The organism is Bacillus yunxiaonensis (genome assembly GCF_037104695.1).
In the GTDB taxonomy this organism is placed as follows: domain Bacteria; phylum Bacillota; class Bacilli; order Bacillales; family Bacillaceae_G; genus Bacillus_A; species Bacillus_A yunxiaonensis.
Map to the genome: position 1 here is coordinate 155,278 of NZ_JBAWSV010000003.1, position 20,517 is coordinate 175,794.

General features: G+C 38.9%; 23 protein-coding genes. 21 read left to right on the forward strand and 2 right to left on the reverse strand.

The window, feature by feature from the left end:
- The first annotated feature begins 176 nt into the window (after positions 1-176).
- The 13 genes from WAX78_RS10135 to WAX78_RS10195 all read left to right on the forward strand — a co-directional run bounded on the left by WAX78_RS10135 (position 177) and on the right by WAX78_RS10195 (position 12,467).
- Positions 177-545 carry a response regulator gene (locus WAX78_RS10135; protein ID WP_336482160.1) on the forward strand — a complete coding sequence of 123 codons (369 nt, stop codon included), beginning with the start codon at positions 177-179 and terminating at the stop codon, positions 543-545.
- Positions 546-757: 212 nt separating this feature from the next.
- Complete coding sequence (locus WAX78_RS10140) at positions 758-1,615, forward strand: class II fructose-bisphosphate aldolase (RefSeq protein ID WP_098310043.1); 858 nt, start codon at positions 758-760, stop codon at positions 1,613-1,615.
- Positions 1,616-1,873: 258 nt separating this feature from the next.
- Positions 1,874-3,163 carry a UDP-N-acetylglucosamine 1-carboxyvinyltransferase gene (locus tag WAX78_RS10145; RefSeq protein ID WP_336482161.1) on the forward strand — a complete coding sequence of 430 codons (1,290 nt, stop codon included), beginning with the start codon at positions 1,874-1,876 and terminating at the stop codon, positions 3,161-3,163.
- A 256-nt stretch (positions 3,164-3,419) separates the two neighbouring features.
- Positions 3,420-4,385 carry a class II fructose-bisphosphatase gene (gene glpX, locus WAX78_RS10150; protein ID WP_336482162.1) on the forward strand — a complete coding sequence of 322 codons (966 nt, stop codon included), beginning with the start codon at positions 3,420-3,422 and terminating at the stop codon, positions 4,383-4,385.
- A gap of 212 nt (positions 4,386-4,597) precedes the next feature.
- Complete coding sequence (rho, locus tag WAX78_RS10155; protein WP_098310040.1) at positions 4,598-5,869, forward strand: transcription termination factor Rho; 1,272 nt, start codon at positions 4,598-4,600, stop codon at positions 5,867-5,869.
- Positions 5,870-6,010: 141 nt separating this feature from the next.
- Complete coding sequence (locus tag WAX78_RS10160; protein ID WP_000643433.1) at positions 6,011-6,256, forward strand: type B 50S ribosomal protein L31; 246 nt, start codon at positions 6,011-6,013, stop codon at positions 6,254-6,256.
- A gap of 111 nt (positions 6,257-6,367) precedes the next feature.
- Positions 6,368-6,952, forward strand: coding sequence for a thymidine kinase (locus tag WAX78_RS10165; RefSeq protein WP_336482163.1), 585 nt, complete (start codon positions 6,368-6,370; stop codon positions 6,950-6,952).
- 270 nt (positions 6,953-7,222) lie between these two features.
- Positions 7,223-8,290, forward strand: a complete 1,068-nt coding sequence (gene prfA, locus WAX78_RS10170; RefSeq protein ID WP_141525065.1) for a peptide chain release factor 1 — start codon at positions 7,223-7,225, stop codon at positions 8,288-8,290.
- Positions 8,290-9,138, forward strand: coding sequence for a peptide chain release factor N(5)-glutamine methyltransferase (gene prmC / locus WAX78_RS10175; RefSeq protein ID WP_336482164.1), 849 nt, complete (start codon positions 8,290-8,292; stop codon positions 9,136-9,138). The genes prfA and prmC overlap by 1 nt, the downstream gene beginning before the upstream one ends.
- Positions 9,139-9,353: 215 nt before the next feature.
- Entirely contained in the window at positions 9,354-10,187 is an 834-nt protein-coding gene (gene spoIIR, locus WAX78_RS10180) for a stage II sporulation protein R (protein ID WP_336482165.1), read from the forward strand.
- Between the two features lie 52 nt (positions 10,188-10,239).
- The gene (locus WAX78_RS10185; protein WP_336482166.1) at positions 10,240-10,698 is read left to right on the forward strand and encodes a GNAT family N-acetyltransferase; all 459 of its coding nucleotides are present in this window, start codon (positions 10,240-10,242) and stop codon (positions 10,696-10,698) included.
- Between the two features lie 107 nt (positions 10,699-10,805).
- Positions 10,806-11,849 carry an L-threonylcarbamoyladenylate synthase gene (locus WAX78_RS10190; protein WP_336482167.1) on the forward strand — a complete coding sequence of 348 codons (1,044 nt, stop codon included), beginning with the start codon at positions 10,806-10,808 and terminating at the stop codon, positions 11,847-11,849.
- 57 nt (positions 11,850-11,906) lie between these two features.
- Entirely contained in the window at positions 11,907-12,467 is a 561-nt protein-coding gene (locus WAX78_RS10195) for a manganese efflux pump MntP (protein ID WP_336482168.1), read from the forward strand.
- A 354-nt stretch (positions 12,468-12,821) separates the two neighbouring features.
- On the opposite strand, the gene WAX78_RS10200 is transcribed toward WAX78_RS10195, so the two are convergent.
- Together WAX78_RS10200 and WAX78_RS10205 are read right to left on the reverse strand one after the other, a co-directional pair.
- Positions 12,822-13,430, reverse strand: a complete 609-nt coding sequence (locus tag WAX78_RS10200; RefSeq protein ID WP_336482169.1) for a flavin reductase family protein — start codon at positions 13,428-13,430, stop codon at positions 12,822-12,824.
- 178 nt (positions 13,431-13,608) lie between these two features.
- Complete coding sequence (locus tag WAX78_RS10205; protein WP_336482170.1) at positions 13,609-13,995, reverse strand: DoxX family protein; 387 nt, start codon at positions 13,993-13,995, stop codon at positions 13,609-13,611.
- Positions 13,996-14,355: 360 nt separating this feature from the next.
- Here WAX78_RS10205 and WAX78_RS10210 point away from each other — a divergent pair, with 360 nt between their 5' ends.
- From WAX78_RS10210 to WAX78_RS10245, 8 genes are all read left to right on the forward strand, one after another.
- Positions 14,356-14,853, forward strand: coding sequence for a PTS sugar transporter subunit IIA (locus WAX78_RS10210; RefSeq protein WP_336482171.1), 498 nt, complete (start codon positions 14,356-14,358; stop codon positions 14,851-14,853).
- A 278-nt stretch (positions 14,854-15,131) separates the two neighbouring features.
- A complete protein-coding gene (locus WAX78_RS10215; RefSeq protein ID WP_336482172.1) occupies positions 15,132-15,572 on the forward strand; it encodes a low molecular weight protein arginine phosphatase in 441 nt (146 codons plus the stop codon).
- A 154-nt stretch (positions 15,573-15,726) separates the two neighbouring features.
- Positions 15,727-16,170 carry a ribose 5-phosphate isomerase B gene (gene rpiB, locus WAX78_RS10220; protein WP_336482173.1) on the forward strand — a complete coding sequence of 148 codons (444 nt, stop codon included), beginning with the start codon at positions 15,727-15,729 and terminating at the stop codon, positions 16,168-16,170.
- Between the two features lie 66 nt (positions 16,171-16,236).
- Complete coding sequence (locus WAX78_RS10225; protein WP_336482174.1) at positions 16,237-16,809, forward strand: TIGR01440 family protein; 573 nt, start codon at positions 16,237-16,239, stop codon at positions 16,807-16,809.
- A gap of 192 nt (positions 16,810-17,001) precedes the next feature.
- Positions 17,002-18,243, forward strand: coding sequence for a serine hydroxymethyltransferase (glyA, locus tag WAX78_RS10230; protein ID WP_336482175.1), 1,242 nt, complete (start codon positions 17,002-17,004; stop codon positions 18,241-18,243).
- A 550-nt stretch (positions 18,244-18,793) separates the two neighbouring features.
- Complete coding sequence (upp, locus tag WAX78_RS10235; RefSeq protein ID WP_020061432.1) at positions 18,794-19,423, forward strand: uracil phosphoribosyltransferase; 630 nt, start codon at positions 18,794-18,796, stop codon at positions 19,421-19,423.
- Positions 19,424-19,894: 471 nt separating this feature from the next.
- Positions 19,895-20,119, forward strand: coding sequence for an AtpZ/AtpI family protein (locus tag WAX78_RS10240; protein ID WP_336482176.1), 225 nt, complete (start codon positions 19,895-19,897; stop codon positions 20,117-20,119).
- Complete coding sequence (locus WAX78_RS10245) at positions 20,119-20,511, forward strand: ATP synthase subunit I (RefSeq protein WP_336482177.1); 393 nt, start codon at positions 20,119-20,121, stop codon at positions 20,509-20,511. Before WAX78_RS10240 ends, WAX78_RS10245 begins: the two co-directional genes overlap by 1 nt.
- Positions 20,512-20,517: the final 6 nt, after the last annotated feature.

Below are 20,517 nucleotides of genomic sequence, written 5' to 3' on the forward strand. Positions count from 1 at the left end.
CTAACGTGTTAGACGGCTTTCATTATAGCTTATTTTTTCATAAAGGTGCTAGCGCTAGTAAATGGTAAGCGGTAAAATAAGAAAGAATAGGAAGGAATTTGATAAAAAGTAGCGAAAATAATCGAAAGAGATATGAGAAATATAAATTTTGTATTTATATAGAAAGGTTGGATAACATGGAAGGGAAAATCCTAATCGTTGATGATCAATACGGCATTCGTGTTTTATTACACGAGGTGTTTCAAAAGGAAGGTTATCAAACGTTCCAAGCAGCAAACGGTTTTCAAGCCCTTGATATTGTGAAAAACGACTGTCCTGATTTAGTTATTTTAGATATGAAAATTCCAGGTATGGATGGAATTGAAATTTTAAAACATGTGAAAGAAATTAATCGAGACATTAAAGTGATTTTAATGACAGCTTATGGTGAATTAGATATGATTCAAGAAGCGAAAGACCTTGGTGCATTAATGCACTTTGCAAAGCCGTTTGATATTGATGAAATTCGCAGCGCTGTGCGAAAAGAAATTGCGGTACAAGCGTAATCGTGAATTTTTTATTAAAAAATACAGAAAAAAGCGTTTTCATGGGCTGATGAGCAGGTGAATGCAGTTGAGTTTTTGAGTACAAGTTGGTATCCTATGGAGTGTAGAAAAAAGTCCGGTATGTGATTATACATATTTTTCCTTGTCGTGGTCATACTACCATCGATAAGAACTTATCGGATACAAAAAACGTTTTTTTAGGAGGATTCACCATGCCTTTAGTTTCCATGAAAGAAATGCTAAACAAAGCGCTAGAAGGAAAATACGCAGTTGGTCAATTCAACATGAATAACTTAGAATGGACACAAGCTATCTTAGCTGCTGCGGAAGAAGAAAAATCTCCTGTAATTTTAGGTGTATCTGAGGGTGCAGCTCGTCATATGACTGGTTTCAAAACAGTTGTAGCTATGGTTAAAGCTTTAATCGAAGAAATGAACATCACTGTTCCTGTTGCGATTCACCTTGACCATGGTTCAAGCTTCGAAAAATGTAAAGAAGCAATTGATGCAGGTTTCACATCTGTAATGATCGATGCTTCTCACCACCCATTTGAAGAAAATATCGAAACTACTAAAAAAGTAGTAGAATATGCACATGCACGTAACGTATCTGTAGAAGCTGAGCTTGGTACAGTTGGCGGACAAGAAGATGACGTAGTAGCTGAAGGTGTTATCTACGCTAATCCAGAGGAATGTAAAGAACTAGTAGCTGCAACAGGTATCGACTGCCTAGCTCCAGCATTAGGTTCTGTACATGGCCCTTACAAAGGTGAGCCTAACTTAGGATTCAAAGAAATGGAAGAAGTTCGTGACTTAACTGGTGTACCTTTAGTACTTCACGGTGGTACTGGTATCCCGACAGCTGACATTAAAAAATCTATCTCTTTAGGTACTTCTAAAATTAACGTAAACACTGAAAACCAAATCGAGTTTACAAAAGCGGTTCGTGAAGTATTAAATAAAGACCAAGAAGTTTACGATCCTCGTAAATTTATCGGACCTGGTCGTGAAGCAATTAAAGCGACTGTAATCGGTAAAATTCGTGAATTTGGTTCTAACGGTCAAGCATAATTCTAAAAATGTTTTAGAAACCGTCTAGCCTTTTAGACGGTTTCGTTTCGTTGTATAATGAAAGCGTGAACAATTTTTGGGATAGACAATTTTCTACTTGTTAAGGCGTTTGAAAGGAAATATTTTTATAGTTGTGTAAAAATAGAGGAAACAAAGCATGGATATACTCATACGTGTAAAAACGTATCCGAAGCGTGAAATCAACCGTTATGGTGGGGGGCTGGAGCGGTAGATGAATTCACAAGAAGGGGGCTCAAAATGGACAAGTTGCTGATTGAAGGCGGTGTGCCTTTACAAGGTTCGATTCGTGTAAGTGGTGCAAAAAATAGTGCTGTTGCGCTTATTCCCGCGACCATTTTAGCAGAAACACCAGTTACAATCGGTGGTGTACCTAATATTTCTGATGTGAAAATACTTGGTGACTTATTGGAGGAAATTGGTGGTTCTGTTACGTATCATCAAGACGAAGAAATGACAATTGATCCTTCCAAAATGGTAGCCATGCCTCTTCCGAATGGAAAGGTAAAAAAACTGCGTGCTTCTTATTATTTAATGGGAGCGATGCTCGGCCGTTTCAAAAAAGCAGTAATTGGGCTTCCTGGTGGATGTCATCTAGGACCAAGGCCAATTGATCAGCATATTAAGGGATTTGAAGCGCTTGGAGCACATGTAACAAATGAGCAAGGTGCAATATATTTACGTGCAGATGAACTGCGGGGAGCACGTATTTATTTAGATGTTGTCAGCGTAGGTGCGACAATTAATATTATGCTTGCCGCAGTGCGTGCAAAAGGTAGAACGGTAATTGAAAATGCAGCGAAAGAACCAGAAATTATTGATGTAGCGACGCTTCTTACGAGCATGGGTGCTCGTATTAAAGGAGCGGGAACAGACGTGATTCGTATTGATGGTGTTGAATCGCTTCATGGTTGTTACCATTCTATTATTCCTGATCGCATTGAGGCTGGAACATATATGATTTTGGGCGCAGCTTCTGGCGGTGAAGTTACAGTTGATAATGTGATTCCACAGCATTTAGAATCCATAACGGCTAAGCTTCGAGAAATGGGTGTAAAAGTAGATACACACGATGATCAAATTGTGGTGAATGGGAATCGCCAGTTAAAAATGGTAGATGTAAAAACACTCGTATATCCAGGATTTCCCACTGATTTACAGCAACCATTTACAGCGTTATTAACGAAGGCGAATGGCACGGCAGTTGTAACGGATACCATTTACGGAGCGCGTTTTAAACATATAGATGAGTTGAGAAGAATGAATGCGCAAATTAAAGTGGAAGGTCGTTCTGCTATCGTAACAGGCCCTGCTTCGCTGCAAGGAGCCAAAGTAAAAGCGAGTGATTTACGCGCCGGAGCTGCTCTTGTAATTGCGGGCTTAATGGCAGAAGGAATCACAGAAGTTACAGGATTAGAGCATATTGATCGTGGATATGAAAATTTAGAAGATAAGCTTCGAGGTCTTGGAGCGAAGATCTGGCGTGAAAAAATGACGAGTCAAGAGATTGAACAGATGAAAAATGCATAAAGAGCTTTACATGGGAAAAGTGACATATGTGTATAAAGTGTAAATGAAGACGGCATAAGGTGAAAATTCTATTAAACGTTAAGTGTGAGATAAAGTGAAACTTCCATCAGTGGGGGCTTTTCATCCCCCATTGATGGTTTTTACGGGCAGTTATCTCCCACCTATCTTTTTTGTTTTTCTTTGAATCTTGAGGTGGTGGGGCTTACTGCCCACAAATAGCGGGATAAATATTACGGCTTAAAGGAGAGGGATTACAGTGGAAAGAAGTTTATCCATGGAATTAGTACGTGTAACAGAGGCTGCGGCGTTATCGTCTGCGCGTTGGATGGGACGAGGTAAGAAAGATGAAGCAGATGGAGCGGCAACGTCAGCGATGCGCGACGTATTTGATACAGTACCAATGAAAGGAACCGTGGTAATTGGCGAAGGGGAAATGGATGAAGCGCCGATGCTATATATCGGTGAAAAATTAGGAACTGGATATGGTCCGCGCGTTGATGTGGCGGTTGATCCATTAGAAGGAACAAATATCGTTGCAGCGGGAGGATGGAATGCATTAGCTGTTATTGCAGTAGCAGACCATGGAAATTTACTGCATGCACCTGATATGTATATGGAGAAAATTGCAGTTGGTCCAGAAGCAGTGGGTGCTGTTGATATTAATGCACCAGTTATTGATAATTTACGCGCTGTTGCAAAGGCAAAAAACAAGGACATTGAAGATGTTGTAGCAACTATTTTAAATAGACCGCGCCATCAAGCAATTATTGAGGAAATCCGTAAAGCGGGAGCTCGCATTAAATTAATTAATGATGGTGATGTAGCTGGTGCAATCAACACAGCGTTTGATCGCACAGGCGTTGACATTTTATTCGGATCTGGCGGTGCACCTGAAGGGGTACTAGCAGCCGTTGCATTAAAATGTTTAGGCGGAGAAATTCAAGGAAAGCTTCTTCCGCAAAATGAAGCAGAATTAGAGCGCTGCAAAAAGATGGGCATCGATGATATTAACCGCATTCTTCGTATGGAAGATTTAGTAAGAGGCGACGATGCAATCTTTGCAGCAACAGGTGTTACGGACGGAGAATTACTGCGCGGCGTTCAATTTAAAGGCAGCACTGGTACAACACACTCCCTTGTTATGCGTGCGAAATCTGGGACGGTTCGCTTTGTTGATGGGCGTCACAGCTTAAGCAAGAAACCAAACTTAGTTATAAAGTAAGAAGTGTACAAAGGATGGGTAGAGCGAAGACAAATTTTATTGTCTTCGCTTCTTGTATTTGTCTCGCAACGTATTGATTAAAATGAGGTAAAAGGGTTACAATAGTGAATATTACCCTACTTGTACTTATTGCCTTTCATTATTACGTATTTGCCTTCCGTAAAATCCCTTACCCATGTGAAAAGAGAATAATGTTAAAGTGTGGTGTCTGAATGAATCTAACAATTTCAGCGTTAGAGAACATGAAATTAAAAGAGTTATATGAGCTTGCGAAAGAATTTAAGATTTCCTATTACAGCAAATTAACAAAGAAAGAGTTAATTTTTGCGATTTTAAAAGCGCGAGCAGAAAAAGAAGGTTTCTTCTTCATGGAAGGTGTACTTGAAATTATTCAATCAGAAGGATTTGGATTCTTACGTCCAATCAACTATTCTCCGAGTTCTGAAGATATTTATATTTCAGCTTCGCAAATTCGTCGTTTTGATTTGCGTAATGGAGACAAAGTTTCTGGTAAAGTGCGACCTCCGAAAGAAAATGAACGTTATTTTGGATTGTTGCAAGTTGAAGCAGTTAATGGGGATGATCCGGAATCAGCAAAAGAACGTGTGCATTTCCCTGCGTTAACACCGTTATATCCAAATCGTCAAATGAAATTGGAGACGGAAACGAAGAAGCTATCAACACGCATCATGGATTTAATTGCACCAGTTGGGTTTGGTCAACGCGGTCTAATTGTTGCGCCTCCAAAGGCTGGTAAAACGATGCTGTTAAAAGAGATTGCTCACAGCGTTACAACGAATCATCCAGAAGCAGAACTGATTGTACTTTTAATTGACGAACGTCCAGAGGAAGTAACAGATATTGAACGTTCTGTAAAAGGTGATGTTGTAAGCTCTACTTTTGATGAAGTTCCAGAGAATCACATTAAAGTGGCTGAGCTTGTGCTAGAGCGTGCAATGCGTCTTGTTGAGCATAAAAAAGACGTTATCATTTTAATGGATAGTATTACCCGTTTAGCGCGTGCTTACAACCTTGTAATTCCGCCAAGTGGACGTACGTTGTCAGGTGGTATTGACCCAGCAGCGTTCCACAGACCAAAGCGCTTTTTCGGAGCAGCTCGTAATATTGAAGAGGGCGGTAGCTTAACAATTTTAGCAACAGCTCTTGTTGATACAGGATCTCGTATGGATGATGTCATTTATGAAGAGTTTAAGGGAACAGGAAATATGGAGCTTCACTTAGATCGTTCTTTAGCAGAACGTCGTATTTTCCCAGCTATTGATATTCGTCGTTCTGGTACAAGAAAAGAAGATCTATTAATTCCAAAAGAGCATTTAGACAAGTTATGGGGTATTCGTAAAACGATGAGAGATACACCAGATTTCATAGAAAGCTTCTTACGCAAGTTGCGTCAAACGAAGACAAATGAAGAATTTCTAAAAAATATTCCTGAAGATTCAAAGAGATACGTCGCGATGAAGTAATGCTAAAAACAGGTAGTTGCAAAATGCGAATAGCCTTGTTATAATTTCATCATGTGTGTTTCATCATTATAGTTGTGATTGCAGCTAACGATGAAAAAACTCTGTTTCGAAAATGATTCAGGGCGGAAGGAGATGAAAAGAATGAAAGCAGGAATCCATCCAGATTACAAAAAAGTTGTATTTATGGATACTAACACAGGCTTCAAATTCTTAAGCGGATCTACAAAAGGTTCTAACGAAACTGTTGAGTGGGAAGATGGTAACACTTATCCATTATTAAAAGTTGAGATCAGTTCTGATTCTCACCCATTCTACACAGGACGTCAGAAGTTTGCTACTGCAGACGGACGTGTTGATCGCTTCAACAAGAAATACGGTCTTAAGTAATAACAAACATAAAGCAGGCAAGTGTATATATCCGCTTGTCTGTTTTTTTTGCGAAAATATAAACCTTTACCTACTTACAGTAAGAATAAGTAGACGAAAGGAGGAGCTCTCATGTACTTAATAAATCAAGACGGTTGGATTGAAGTGGTTTGCGGAAGCATGTTTTCAGGGAAATCAGAAGAGCTCATCCGCCGTGTACGCCGGACGCAATTTGCAAAGCAAAGTGCAATTGTATTTAAACCGTGTATTGATAATCGTTATAGTGAAGAAGATGTTGTGTCGCATAATGGATTGAAAGTAAGAGCAGTTCCTGTTGCGGCTTCAAAAGAGATGTTTGAGCATGTAACAGAAGATATAGATGTTATAGCAATTGATGAAGTGCAATTTTTTGATGGGGACATTGTGGAAGTGGTGCAAGAATTGGCAAACCGCGGCTATCGTGTGATTGTTGCTGGTTTAGACCAAGATTTCCGTGGTCTACCATTTGGACAAGTTCCTCAGCTTATGGCAATTGCGGAGCATGTGACGAAGCTGCAAGCAGTGTGTGCTAAGTGCGGATCTCCTGCAAGTCGTACGCAACGTTTAATCGATGGGGAACCAGCATCTTTTGATGATCCTATTATTTTAGTTGCTGCATCAGAATCATATGAACCACGTTGTCGTCATTGTCATGCTGTGCCAACTAAACAGAGATAAAAACTCGCTACATAAAGCGGGTTTTTTTAGAAAATACGTAGGGGCTGAATGAGCCGTTTGCGTTTTTAGATGATATCTAGCTCCGGCGGCAAGAATGGTCGGTGGATTCGCTTCTTCCTACGAGGCAAAGAGCGCCTCTATGTCAGAAGCTCCATCCCCCTCCCATTCTGAGCGGGCCGCCTCCACTTTTAAATATAATTTGCGTTTTTTTTGTTATGTACCATATACTATTTGTATTAGATTAGAGACTAGGATGTTGAGGTGAATGTTGTGTTAGATCGTTTGCAAGCTGTAGAAGACCGTTATGAGAAGTTAAACGAGCTTTTAAGTGATCCAGAGATTATCAGTGATTCAAACAAACTTCGTGAGTATTCAAAAGAACAATCTGATATACAAGAGACGGTAGAGGTGTACCGTGAGTATAAAGATGCTCGTGAACAATTAAGAGATGCAAAAGCGATGTTAGAAGAGAAGTTAGATGCTGACATGCGTGAAATGGTAAAAGAAGAAGTGTCTGAGCTAGAGGGACAAGAGAAAGAATTATCAGAGCGTCTGAAAATTTTACTTGTTCCAAAGGATCCAAATGATGATAAGAACGTTATCGTAGAGGTTCGTGGTGCTGCTGGTGGTGATGAAGCGGCATTATTTGCTGGTGATTTATACCGTATGTATAGCCGTTATGCTGAGGTGCAAGGTTGGAAAACTGAAATTATCGAAGCGAGCTATACAGAACTAGGTGGATATAAAGAGATTATCTTTATGATCAACGGTAAAGGCGCTTTTGCAAAGTTGAAATTTGAAAATGGTGCGCACCGTGTGCAACGTGTTCCAGAAACAGAATCCGGAGGACGTATCCATACTTCTACAGCAACTGTAGCTGTATTACCGGAAGCAGAAGAAGTAGAAATCGATATTCATGAAAAAGATGTTCGTGTAGATACGTTTGCTTCTAGTGGTCCTGGTGGACAAAGTGTTAATACAACGATGTCAGCGGTACGTTTAACGCATTTACCGACTGGTGTAGTTGTTTCTTGTCAGGATGAAAAGTCACAAATTAAGAATAAAGAAAAAGCAATGAAAGTATTACGTGCACGTGTTTATGATAAGTTTAGACAAGAAGCGCAAGCTGAGTACGATCAAAACCGTAAACAAGCTGTTGGAACTGGTGATCGTTCTGAGCGTATTCGTACGTATAACTTCCCGCAAAATCGTGTTACAGACCATCGAATCGGTTTAACGATTCAGAAGCTAGATCAAATCTTACAAGGTAAGTTAGATGATTTCATCAATGCCTTAGTGATGGAAGATCAGGCGCAAAAGATGGAGGCAGCTGAGTAATGCGTGTCTATGAAGCCCTGAAATGGGCTTCTTCTTTTTTACAAGAAAATGGGCGAGATGAAAATGCGGGAGAAATTGTCCTTTGTCATGTATTAAAGACGAATCGAACAGGTTTAATGATGAATATGCGTGAAGAGTTAACGGAAGAACAAGAGCAAACTTTTACAAACTTTATCCACAAGCATGTGGAGGGTATACCTGTTCAGTACTTAATTGGACATGAAATGTTTTATGGGCGACCATTTTTCGTAAATGAAGAGGTACTAATACCAAGACCGGAAACAGAAGAGCTTGTACTAGGCGTATTAACACGCATTCAACGTAAATTTGGAGATAAACGTGTGTATGTGGCGGACATTGGTACTGGCAGTGGAGCGATTTCGATTACCCTTGCTTTAGAAAATCCACACTTACATGTGTACACAGTGGATATTGCTCCGGAGTCGATTGAAGTGGCACAGAAAAATGCAGCAGAATTACAGGCAAATGTAACGTTCTACCACGGTGATTTATTGTTGCCGTTTCAGGAAACGAAGCAAAAGCTTGATGTTGTTGTTTCGAATCCTCCTTATATTCCAGAAGAAGATTGGAGAGGGCTTTCTTCTGTTGTGAAAGAGCATGAGCCAAAGCGTGCGCTTGTTGGTGGTGAAGATGGACTTGATTTCTATAGACGCTTTATGGAAGAGCTGCCAAAAGTTCTACAAGAAGAAGCGATTGTTGCCTTTGAAGTAGGTGTAGGGCAAGGAGAAGATGTGCGTGCCTTGTTGCAAGAAACATTCCCGCATGCACATGTCGAGGTTGTCTTTGATATTAATGGAAAAGATCGTATGGTTTTTGCGGAAATGTAATTTTAACAGGGGGGCTGACATGAAAAATCAGCTCCTTCTAGTGCATCTAGCATGTCGAATTATATTGTGTCGAAGCGCCGATATATCAGTGGACATAACCTTAAAAAGAAAAGCATTTGTATAATCACCTAAAAAACAAATAGATTCTGAATTTAGTAGTTTAGAAAGAAAAAAACTTGTCTACACTGTTTTACTGAAGGGGCGGTGGAGATAGGATGAAAAAACAAGCGATTGCTTATCTTCTTTTATTATTAATCGGTGCACAAATGGTTGCGCACTTTGGATATATGAAAGTTGATGCAAAGGAACCTGTCGTGATTCCTAAAGAAGCGATTCGATTACGTATTTTGGCTAATAGTGATTCGAAGGAAGATCAAGAGTTGAAACGTAAAGTGCGCGATGAAGTGAAAGCACAAATCGATAGCTGGGTGGCAGATTTAAAATCGTTTGAAGACGCGCGTCGTATCATCCGAAGCCGTATTCCAGAACTTGAAAAAACAGTGGCGAACACGTTGAAACGAGAAGGCAGTAAGGAAACTTTTACAGTTCAGTTTAATAAACATATAAAATTTCCAACGAAATTGTATGGGAACTTTATTTATCCAGCCGGAGAGTATGAAGCGGTACTTGTGACAATTGGTAAAGGTGAAGGTGCAAATTGGTGGTGCGTGTTATTTCCTCCAATGTGTTTCTTAGATTTCTCTAGTGGTACAGCTGTGAAGAAAGAAGAGAAGGTTGTAAAGGCAGAAACAATTGATGAGGACGATATAGAAGAAAATTATGTGCAAAAGGAAGTTGTAAGAGAAGAAGTAAAGCAATCTCTTAAAGCTAAGAAAGAGACGAATCTTGCACCTAAACAAAAGGTGAAAGCAAAACCTGTGCGCGAAAACAGCGTTGAGAAAGAATTACAGGAACAAGAAGAAGTAAAGCAAGATGAACCGCATACAGTTCAAAAAGAAGAGCACGTGAAGGTAGTGGAAGAAACGGAAGAAAAACCAAAGGTAAAATTGTTTATCGTTGAAGCATTTGCATCTTTATTTTCCAAATAAGTTCTAAAAGATAATCCCTCCTCATATATAAAAGTATGGGGAGGGATTATCTATGAAGCAAATACATTTTGCTACAAAAACAGATGTAGAAAGACTGCAGGCCTTTTTTGGACAAGCTCATATGAAGGAAGAACGATTAGATCAATTATATGGGAATTTTATGATGTTAGAAGAAGAAGGACAAATTCAAGCAGCTATTGGATATGAGCAAATTGGAAACGATGCACTTCTTCGTTCTTGTTTGTTCACACCCGCTGTGGATAACGTAACATTCTTACATTTTTTCGAAACGCTTTTGCAGTATATTAAAGAGAAAAGTATTGAGCAATTATATTTGCTCACAAACAGTCCACTGTCAGTTGCAATATTTCAGTTTTTTCAATTTGAAGCTGTGGAAAGGGATGCTGTATCAGAGGGAATTCAGACTTTAGAACATTTTTGTGAAAATATAAAACAACCGAATGTAATTATACTAAATTGTCAGCTATTCACAAAGTTATCCACTGATTAAATTGATTTATCCACATTTTGTGGATAAATCTTATTTGTCTTTTGGATAAATCTCATAGTAAACTACAAATAACAAGTATTTCATGGTAGAAAAGGACGTGGAAAGAAATGAATACAAAAATGTGGGTTGTGGATAATGTTGTGGAAATAAAAAAAGATTATCCACAGTTGCAAGAAGCAGCGCATTTATTACGAGAAAATGAAGCAGTAGCGTTCCCGACTGAAACAGTATACGGACTTGGTGCGAATGCATTAAATGACGAAGCTGTTGCGAAAATTTTTGAAGCAAAAGGAAGACCAAGCGATAATCCACTTATTGTACATATTGGTACGGAAGAACAATTAGATGGCATTGTGGCTCATATTCCGCCAGTGGCGAATGTATTGATGGAACACTTCTGGCCAGGGCCATTAACACTTATTTTTCCGAAAAAAGAAGGCATTTCTGAAAAGGTAACAGCTGGATTACATACAGTGGCAGTTCGAATGCCGGATCATCCGGTAGCATTGGCGCTTATTGAAGCGGCGAATGTCCCGGTAGCAGCTCCAAGTGCGAATCGTTCCGGCCGCCCTAGTCCGACGCTCGCTTCTCATGTATATGAAGATTTAAATGGAAAAATTGCGGGTATTGTTGATGGCGGGGCAACTGGTGTTGGTGTTGAATCTACTGTAGTAGATTGTACGAGTGAAATACCGACGATTTTGCGCCCAGGCGGTATTACGAAAGAGCAATTAGAAGAAGTGATTGGACCTGTTTTGTTAGATCCAGCATTAAAGGATGAAACGGAAAAACCAAAATCTCCAGGAATGAAATATACACATTATGCACCGAAAGCGCCGCTTAGCATTGTTGAAGGTTCGCGCGCATTTATTCAACAACTTGTGGATAACAAAGAGCAAGAGGGTTATAAAGTAGGTGTATTAACAACAGAGGAATATCAGCATGTGTATAAAGCAGAGGTTGTTCTCGCTTGTGGAAAGCGCAGTGATTTAGCGACAGTTGCGACAAAGCTTTATGACGTATTGCGTACATTTGATGCGAGCGGTGTTGATATTATTTTTAGCGAGTCGTTCCCAAGCAATGGAATTGGTAGTGCAATCATGAACCGTTTAACGAAAGCTGCAGGTCATCAAATCATCTTCGAAAAATAAATTCTATCTCTCCTCGGACGTGCATATTTTGAAGTAGCAAGTCCGAGGAGGGACATTATGACGATTGAACATATTCTAAGCGAGTTGTTGCCGCTTTTTATTATGGCATTTGCGCTAGGGCTTGATGCGTTTTCTGTTAGCCTCGGTATGGGGATGATTACGCTTAAGCCGCGTCAAATATTTTATATAGGCATTATAATTGGTATATTTCATATAATCATGCCTTTTATCGGCATCATGCTCGGCCGCTTTTTATCAGAGCAATTTGGCTCTATTACTACAATTATAGGTAGTATTTTATTAATGGGATTAGGATTTCACATTGTATATAGCTCAATTTCTCATGATGATGAGTATAGGAGCGTTCCTGCCGGCGGGAGTTTACTGTTATTTGCTTTTAGTGTGAGTGTGGATAGTTTTTCTGTCGGTTTAAGCCTTGGTATTTACGGAGCACGTACGTTTGTAACCATCCTTATATTCGGCGTTGTGAGTATGCTGCTCACTTGGAGCGGATTGTTAATTGGCCGCAGAGCACAAGGCGTTCTTGGAACGTATGGGGAAGTGCTTGGCGGGATTATACTTGTTGGATTTGGAATCAAATTATTATTTTCGGTATGAGATGAAGCTAATAATGTAAGGAAGCCCAGCCATTTATTGTGGCTGGGCTTCCTTACATTATAAATAAACTTGTCGATGTTACATCAATATATTGGCGCTTCCGCTGTTAGTTCTATCCAGCTCCGCCTCCTAGCCCCTTCCGTCTAAGAACCTTCCGTACGAAAAGGTAAAGAACACCTTTTGTACGAAAGAACCTTATCCAACGGGGCTAAAGAGTCGGCTCCGCTTTTAATTTTATCCAGCTCCAGCGGCTAGAACAGTCGGTGGCTTCGCGTCTTCCGCCGAGGCAAATAGCGCCTCTATGTCAGAAGCTCCATCCCCCTCCTGTTCTGAGCGAGCCGCTTCCGCTTTTAATTAAGGCCTTACAAGTTCAAATTGCTCTCCAAGTTTTGCATAGTTATGTCCAGCCAGCCGGCTTATTGGTTTTAAACCTTCAGCATGAATGCGTCCATTTTCATATAATTGCTCAGCGATATGGAAACGTACGATGCGTCCGATTAATAGATCGCATGCTGGGGAATCTTCTGTTCCGCCTAGCTGAATAGCGCGCTCTAGTACGCATTCCATACGGATACTTGCTTCTTTTACTCCTGGTACAGAAATGACATCGCTGTCAATTGGTGTTAGTTTTGCAAGTTCAATTTCACTTTCATTAGGCGGGAGGTTAGCTGCTGTTTCATTGATAGCCTCCGCGTACGATTCATCAGAAATGTGCACAACAAATTCTTCTTTTTCCATTGCGTTTCTTGCTGTATCTTTTGGCTCTCCATTTTTTCGCTGCACAGAAACTGAGATAAGAGGCGGATTAGCAGCAACGATATTAAAGTAGCTAAATGGCGCTCCGTTTAATACCCCATCATTTGTAACAGTTGTGACGAAGGCAACTGGGCGCGGAATGATGCTTCCTGTTAGTAATTTGTAATTGTCTCTTTCAGTTTGTTCATTTGGGTTAATAGACAGCATGTATGTAATCTCCCTTCTAATATCTGTAACGCTTCTTTGTTTGTTTACAAGATAAAGGAGGAAAACTCCTGCTGAAAAAATATTTTTTTGCCGATTTTTGTAAAGGTCATGAAAAAAATCCCTCACAATGATTTGTGAGGGATTGAATTGATAAATATCTTGAATTCGAGATATTTAGTTAAATTAAAGTGTAAGCGCCAGGTCCAATAAGAGCAACGCCAACTGCAACTGCGATTAAGATAAGGTTATATTCAAAACCGTTTTGTGTAACCCAGTAACCATTTTTACCATGAACTGTGAAGATAGCTACTAACATTGTACCAACAATAAATAGAGCACCTACCCAAGTGAAAATACCAGCAGCAAATAAGAAACCACCTAGTAATTCAGTTGCTCCGGCCATAAACGCCATAAACACTCCTGGTCGTAAGCCAATTGATTCCATCCAGCCGCCAGTGCCTTTTAAACCATAGCCGCCAAACCAGCCGAATAATTTTTGAGTACCATGCCCCATGAATGTAACTCCGATAATAAGACGAATAATAAGAAGACCAATGTTCATCATTTTATAATACCTCCTGAAAAGTTATTTACTTATCTTATGTAAGTTATAATAAAACAGTTACTTACTTTAGTCAAGTAACTTTAATAAAAAACAACAAAAAATTTTACAAATGATAAGTAAAAAATAATTATGTTATTAAGACCTCTAGACAACCGGAGGAAAAAAAGCTTAAATAGAAATGAAGAAGTTAACTTCTTTCCTTTTAAATTCAGATTGTCTGAATTGACTGGAATTTTGCAAGGCGATACAATGGGGTTCTGATTGCCAACGAAAGTGTTCTTACGCTAGTAAAGATTTGAGTTGTAACTAATGAGCTCTATGAAATGTATTATAAGTAAGGATTATAAGGAGGATTATCCTATGTTTAAAAAATTATTTGGCCTTGGTTCTAAAACAAATGCAGAAACAATCGTAGCTCCATTAACTGGAGAAGTGAAAAATATTGAAGAAGTACCAGATCCAGTATTCGCTGGACGTATGATGGGAAATGGTGTTGCAATTGATCCAACTGAAGGTGTAGTAGTATCTCCAGTAGACGGTGAAATCGTACAATTATTCCATACAAAACATGCTGTAGGTATTAAATCGAAAAACGGTGTAGAGATCTTAATCCACGTTGGATTAGAAACTGTAACAATGGCAGGCGAAGGCTTCGAAGCACATGTAGCTGAAGGACAAGCTGTTAAAGCTGGCGATAAATTAATCTCTTTCGACTTAGAATTAATTCGTGAAAAAGCAAAAAGCACAATTACACCAATCGTTATTACAAACACAGATGCAACAGAATCTATTGAAACAACTATCGGCGTAACAGCTACAAAAGGTTCAACATCAGTAATGAAAGTAACAATGAAATAATCGTTTTGATTCATAAGGAATCCATTTCATATTTGAAGTGGATTCTTTTTTACATCCTCTACTGATGGAATGGCTGGTATTAAAATGAAAGAATAACAGTAGATTTTTTCCTGCTCTATGTTACTATATTGTAGTCACTTGAAAATAGGGTTTCACATACATAATGAAAGCGCATTTCTCCTAGAAGAAATGCGCTTTTCTATATATACATTTCTTTTTTTCGTTATCATTGTGAGTTATGATGAAAATAGATATTCATCATAAGGAGTTGGTGTTTGGTGGAGAGAGTATTATTCGTTTGTACAGGTAATACATGCCGCAGTCCGATGGCAGAGGCGTTATTACGGCATTACGGGGAAAGACATTTTGAAGTGCAATCTGCGGGTGTATTTGCCGCGGTAGGCAGCGATGCATCTGTGCATGCTAAAAGTGCGTTGGGAGAAAAAGGAATTTCAATTGCACATGCTTCTCAGCAAGTAACGGAAGAGTTGTTAGAGTGGTCTGATTTTGTATTAACAATGACAACGGGACATAAGCAGCTTTTACTAGCACATCATCCAGAAGTAAACGGAAAAGTGCATACATTATATGAATTTGTAGAAGGTACAAATAAGGACATTTCTGATCCTTTTGGCGGTTCGCTTGCTGTTTATAAAGCAACGCTGGAAGAAATGGAACAACTTGTCCAAACTTTGCTGAAAAACCATTCAGAAAGTTAATGTTTCGTGTATAATACGATATTGGAGATTATCTCGATTTAACGGATCTTATATCTCAAAGGCTTGAGATGGGGTCAACTGTTCGGTTCATTGTCAGTGGGGGATGGAAAAACTCACTGATGGAAGTTTCACTTTATATTTGGAGGGGTTTAGAATGAAAGTAGTAGTAGCATCTGATCATGGCGGAATGAATATTCGAAAAGAAATCGTAAGTCTATTAGAAGAGTTAAATATTGAATATATTGATTTAGGTTGTGAGTGCGAAGCTGGTTCTGTAGATTACCCTGATTTTGCATTCCCGGCGGCAGAAATGGTTGCAAATGGTGAAGTGGACCGTGGTATTTTAATTTGCGGAACAGGTATCGGTATGTCAATTGCAGCAAATAAAGTACATGGCATTCGTTGTGCATTAGTACATGATACATTTAGTGCAAAAGCAACGAGAGAACATAACGATACGAACATGTTAGCAATGGGTGAGCGTGTAATCGGAGCTGGGTTAGCGCGTGACATCGCGAAAATTTGGTTAACAACGGAGTATGAAGGTGGCCGTCACGAGAACCGTGTAGGGAAAATTAAAACATACGAAGCGAAGTAATCGTATTCTAACTTCTAGTAAGAGTTAATATAATTTGTTGAACCTACCTGCGAAAGGAAGAGCGTAATGAATGAAATATTACAATTGAAAGAGCAGCTGCAAACAGCACTTTCTGAGTTTCAAGAGCAAGCTTCACTGCGAAATGGGAACATTTTTGTTGTGGGCTGCAGTACAAGTGAAGTGCTAGGCGAAAGAATTGGAACATCGGGAACGATGGAAGTAGCGGAAGCGATTTTTTCTGCGTTAAAACAATTTCAAGAGCAGTGTGGTATTACACTAGCGTTTCAATGCTGTGAACATTTAAACCGTGCGTTAGTTATCGAAAGAGAAGTCGCAGAGAAACGCCAGTTCGAAATTGTAAATGTTACGCCTGTCAGATCAGCAGGTGGGGCTCTTGGAACATATGCATATCATAATATGGAAGATCCTGTTATCGTAGAGTTCGTAAAAGCAGATGCAGGTATTGATATTGGGGATACGTTCATTGGTATGCATTTAAAACATGTAGCTGTTCCTGTACGTACACGTGTAAAAGAAATTGGGCATGCGCATGTAACGATGGCAAAGACGCGTCCAAAATTAATTGGCGGGGCACGTGCAGTATATGCGGTAAAAGAGGAAACGTTTACTTGTAGTTAAGTCATAAATTTACAAATAAAAAAAAGACCAAATTCGGTCTTTTTTTTCTTTTATCATGTGTAGAGTCGTGTTAGAATGTAGTTGAAAACATGAAGGTTTAGAAGAATTGCAACTGGAATTTTCGTTTTTTCTTTGAAAATGAAGAGAAAATGTCGAGAATAGATGTAATTCGTTCAGAAAAGGGGGATTTTGATGGAGCATTTAAAACGTCAAGATGAAAAGGTGTTTGCTGCAATTGAATTAGAATTAGGAAGACAGCGTTCAAAAATCGAACTTATTGCATCTGAAAACTTCGTAAGCCAAGCTGTAATGGAAGCACAAGGTTCTGTATTAACGAACAAGTATGCAGAAGGCTATCCAGGGAAACGTTATTACGGTGGTTGTGAGCATGTAGATATCGTAGAAGATATCGCACGTGACCGCGCAAAAGAAATTTTTGGTGCAGAGCACGTAAACGTTCAACCACATTCTGGTGCACAGGCAAATATGGCTGTATACTTCACAATTCTAGAGCAAGGTGACACAGTGCTTGGTATGAACTTATCTCACGGCGGTCACTTAACACACGGAAGCCCTGTTAACTTTAGTGGTGTACAATACAACTTCATCGAATACGGTGTAGATCCTGATACACATCGTATCAATTATGAAGATGTATTAGAAAAAGCGAAAGAGCATAAGCCGAAATTAATCGTTGCGGGTGCTAGCGCATATCCTCGTGTGATTGATTTCAAAAAATTCCGTGAGATCGCTGATGAAGTTGGCGCATATTTAATGGTAGATATGGCACATATCGCGGGGCTTGTAGCAGCTGGCTTACATCCAAATCCAGTACCGTACGCTGATTTTGTAACAACAACAACTCATAAAACATTACGCGGACCACGCGGTGGTATGATTTTATGTAAAGAACAATTTGCAAAACAAATTGATAAATCAATCTTCCCGGGTATTCAAGGCGGACCGCTTATGCACGTAATCGCTGCAAAGGCAGTTGCATTTGGAGAAGCATTGCAGGATGACTTCAAAACATATGCACAAAACATTATCAACAACGCAAGTCGCTTAGCAGAAGGTCTGCAAAAAGAAGGTATTACACTTGTTTCTGCTGGAACGGATAACCACTTAATTTTAATTGATGTTCGCAATTTAAACATCACTGGAAAAGTTGCAGAGCATGTATTAGATGAAGTTGGTATTACAGCAAACAAAAATACAATTCCATTTGACCCAGCTAGCCCATTTGTAACAAGCGGAGTTCGTATTGGAACTGCAGCTGTAACATCAAGAGGATTTGGACTTGCTGAAATGGATGAAATTGCATCCATTATCGCTTACACATTAAAAAATCATGACAATGAAGCGGCACTAGAAGAAGCACGCGTGCGTGTAAATGCTTTAACAGATAAATTCCCAATGTATACAGAGCTATAATAGAAAAAAGCTGTTGAAACGTATTGTTTCAGCAGCTTTTTTTTAGGTTATGTTAAATTACTTTGTTGATATTTATATAGAAACAAACGTTTTGTAATCTTAATAAGGTAATACAATTGCTTAGAGGATTTGAAATGACGTTGAAAGAATTAATAGAAGAGATTAAAAATCTGAATTCAGGAGAACAACATCGTTTACAAGGTAAACTTTTCATGTGTGTTTAATTAACGGCTCGTTTGTTTCTTATATTTATCATGTTTTTATTGAAATAACTAATACTTTAGTGGAATAAGAATTTGAAAAGAATTACATATGAGAAAAAAGAACATATAAATCGTCCTATGTATGTATACAAGTCATGAATACATTTTAAAAATATAATGAAGGATGTCATTTCCATAATTGGTAAAGCTATTCTTGTATAAGGAAGAAGCATTTAAAATTTTACCAAATTGACCCTTGAATATTAGTAGCGTTTTCTTTACAATCGTACATAGTGTAAAAAACGGCGTGTCCTCACGCATTAATATCATCTGAAGGAGAGATTCACATGGGAAAACTGTATGTTTTTGATCACCCTTTAATTCAGCATAAGATTACATATATTCGCGATAAGAATACAGGTACGAAAGAATTTCGTGAACTAGTAGATGAAGTGGCAAGCTTGATGGCGTTTGAAATTACACGCGATCTTCCGCTTGAAGAAATTGAAATTGAAACACCTGTAAGTAAGGCGAAAACAAAAGTGATTGCAGGTAAGAAACTTGGTTTAATCCCTATTTTACGTGCGGGCTTAGGGATGGTAGATGGAATTTTAAAATTAATTCCAGCAGCGAAAGTAGGTCATATCGGTTTATATCGCGACCCAGAAACATTACAACCTGTAGAATACTATGTGAAACTTCCAACTGATGTAGAAGAACGTGATTTTATTGTACTTGATCCAATGTTAGCGACAGGCGGATCTGCATCAGAAGCGATTACTTCTTTAAAGAAACGCGGTGCGAAGCATATTAAATTAATGTGTATCGTTGGTGCTCCAGAAGGGGTAAAAGTTATACAAGAAGACCATCCTGATGTGGATATTTACGTTGCTGCATTAGATGAAAAATTAAACGATCATGGATATGTTGTGCCAGGTCTTGGAGATGCTGGTGACCGTTTATTCGGAACGAAGTAAGACAACAGACGAGAAGAAAGCCTTCTCGTCTGTTTTTTTATACGACATAACATACAGTTAGATTGCATATAATATAGAAACTCCCTGCTTGAGAAAGTTATGTTACGAAAGTTAAACGTTATATTAGGAAAAAACAATGGTGACAAAAATGTGAACTTTTTTCTTCCATTATAAAGAGAAAGGGTTTAGAAATTAGATATTTATTAACAGTATTTTGAAGGGGAACGTTTTCATTTCTGCCAATAAATGACTAATACTCAAATTTTTTGATTTTTTTCGATTTGACGTTGACACTGTTTAATACCCTATTGTATGCTAACAACGGGGATAGATGGTAGGGTTTTCATTGACAATTTTTCGTCTATTCTTTGACAAAAAAGTTAAGTTTCTTATTTGAGTAGAATTTATACAAAAAAATGAGTTATTATTAACGCATAGTGAATGAGGCTTTACATATGGAGGGATGAATCCTTGGAAGAAAACAAGCGTAGTCCATTTAAGGCATATGCTTTAATGACTGGAATTCTTTCTCAGCTCGTTGGTGCTATTTTAGTTGGCATTTTTGGCGGACAGTGGATTGATGGTAAGCTTGGAACGTTTCCTTTATTCCTAGTAATCGGTTTGTTATTAGGTCTTGGAACAGGGGTTTATGCTATGATTCGACTCATTCGACACTTTTATTCAGGAGAGCAATGATGATAGAAGTACATGAACTTGTCCGAAGACAAAAGAAATATATGTACAACCTTCTCGCACTCTTTGTATTAGGATGGGGCTTTACCTCATACAAAGATGTCTTTCTGGGGCTGATTATCGGAACGATTTTCGGTTTTCTTAGTTTGCGCATTGTTGCACACAAGACGGACAGGCTGTTAGATCGCGTTACACAAGGAGAGAATGTAAAGTATAAAGCGACCGCAGTGAGTACATATTCGAGATTAGCCGCGATAGGGCTATTAATTTTATTTGCAGCGAAATATCAACATTTAATGGCGATGTGGAGCTTAGGAGTAGGATTGCTGACAGGGTATCTTGTCATGATCATAGATTTTCTTTATTTACAGTATAAGAGCAGGGAAGAGAGGTGAATTACT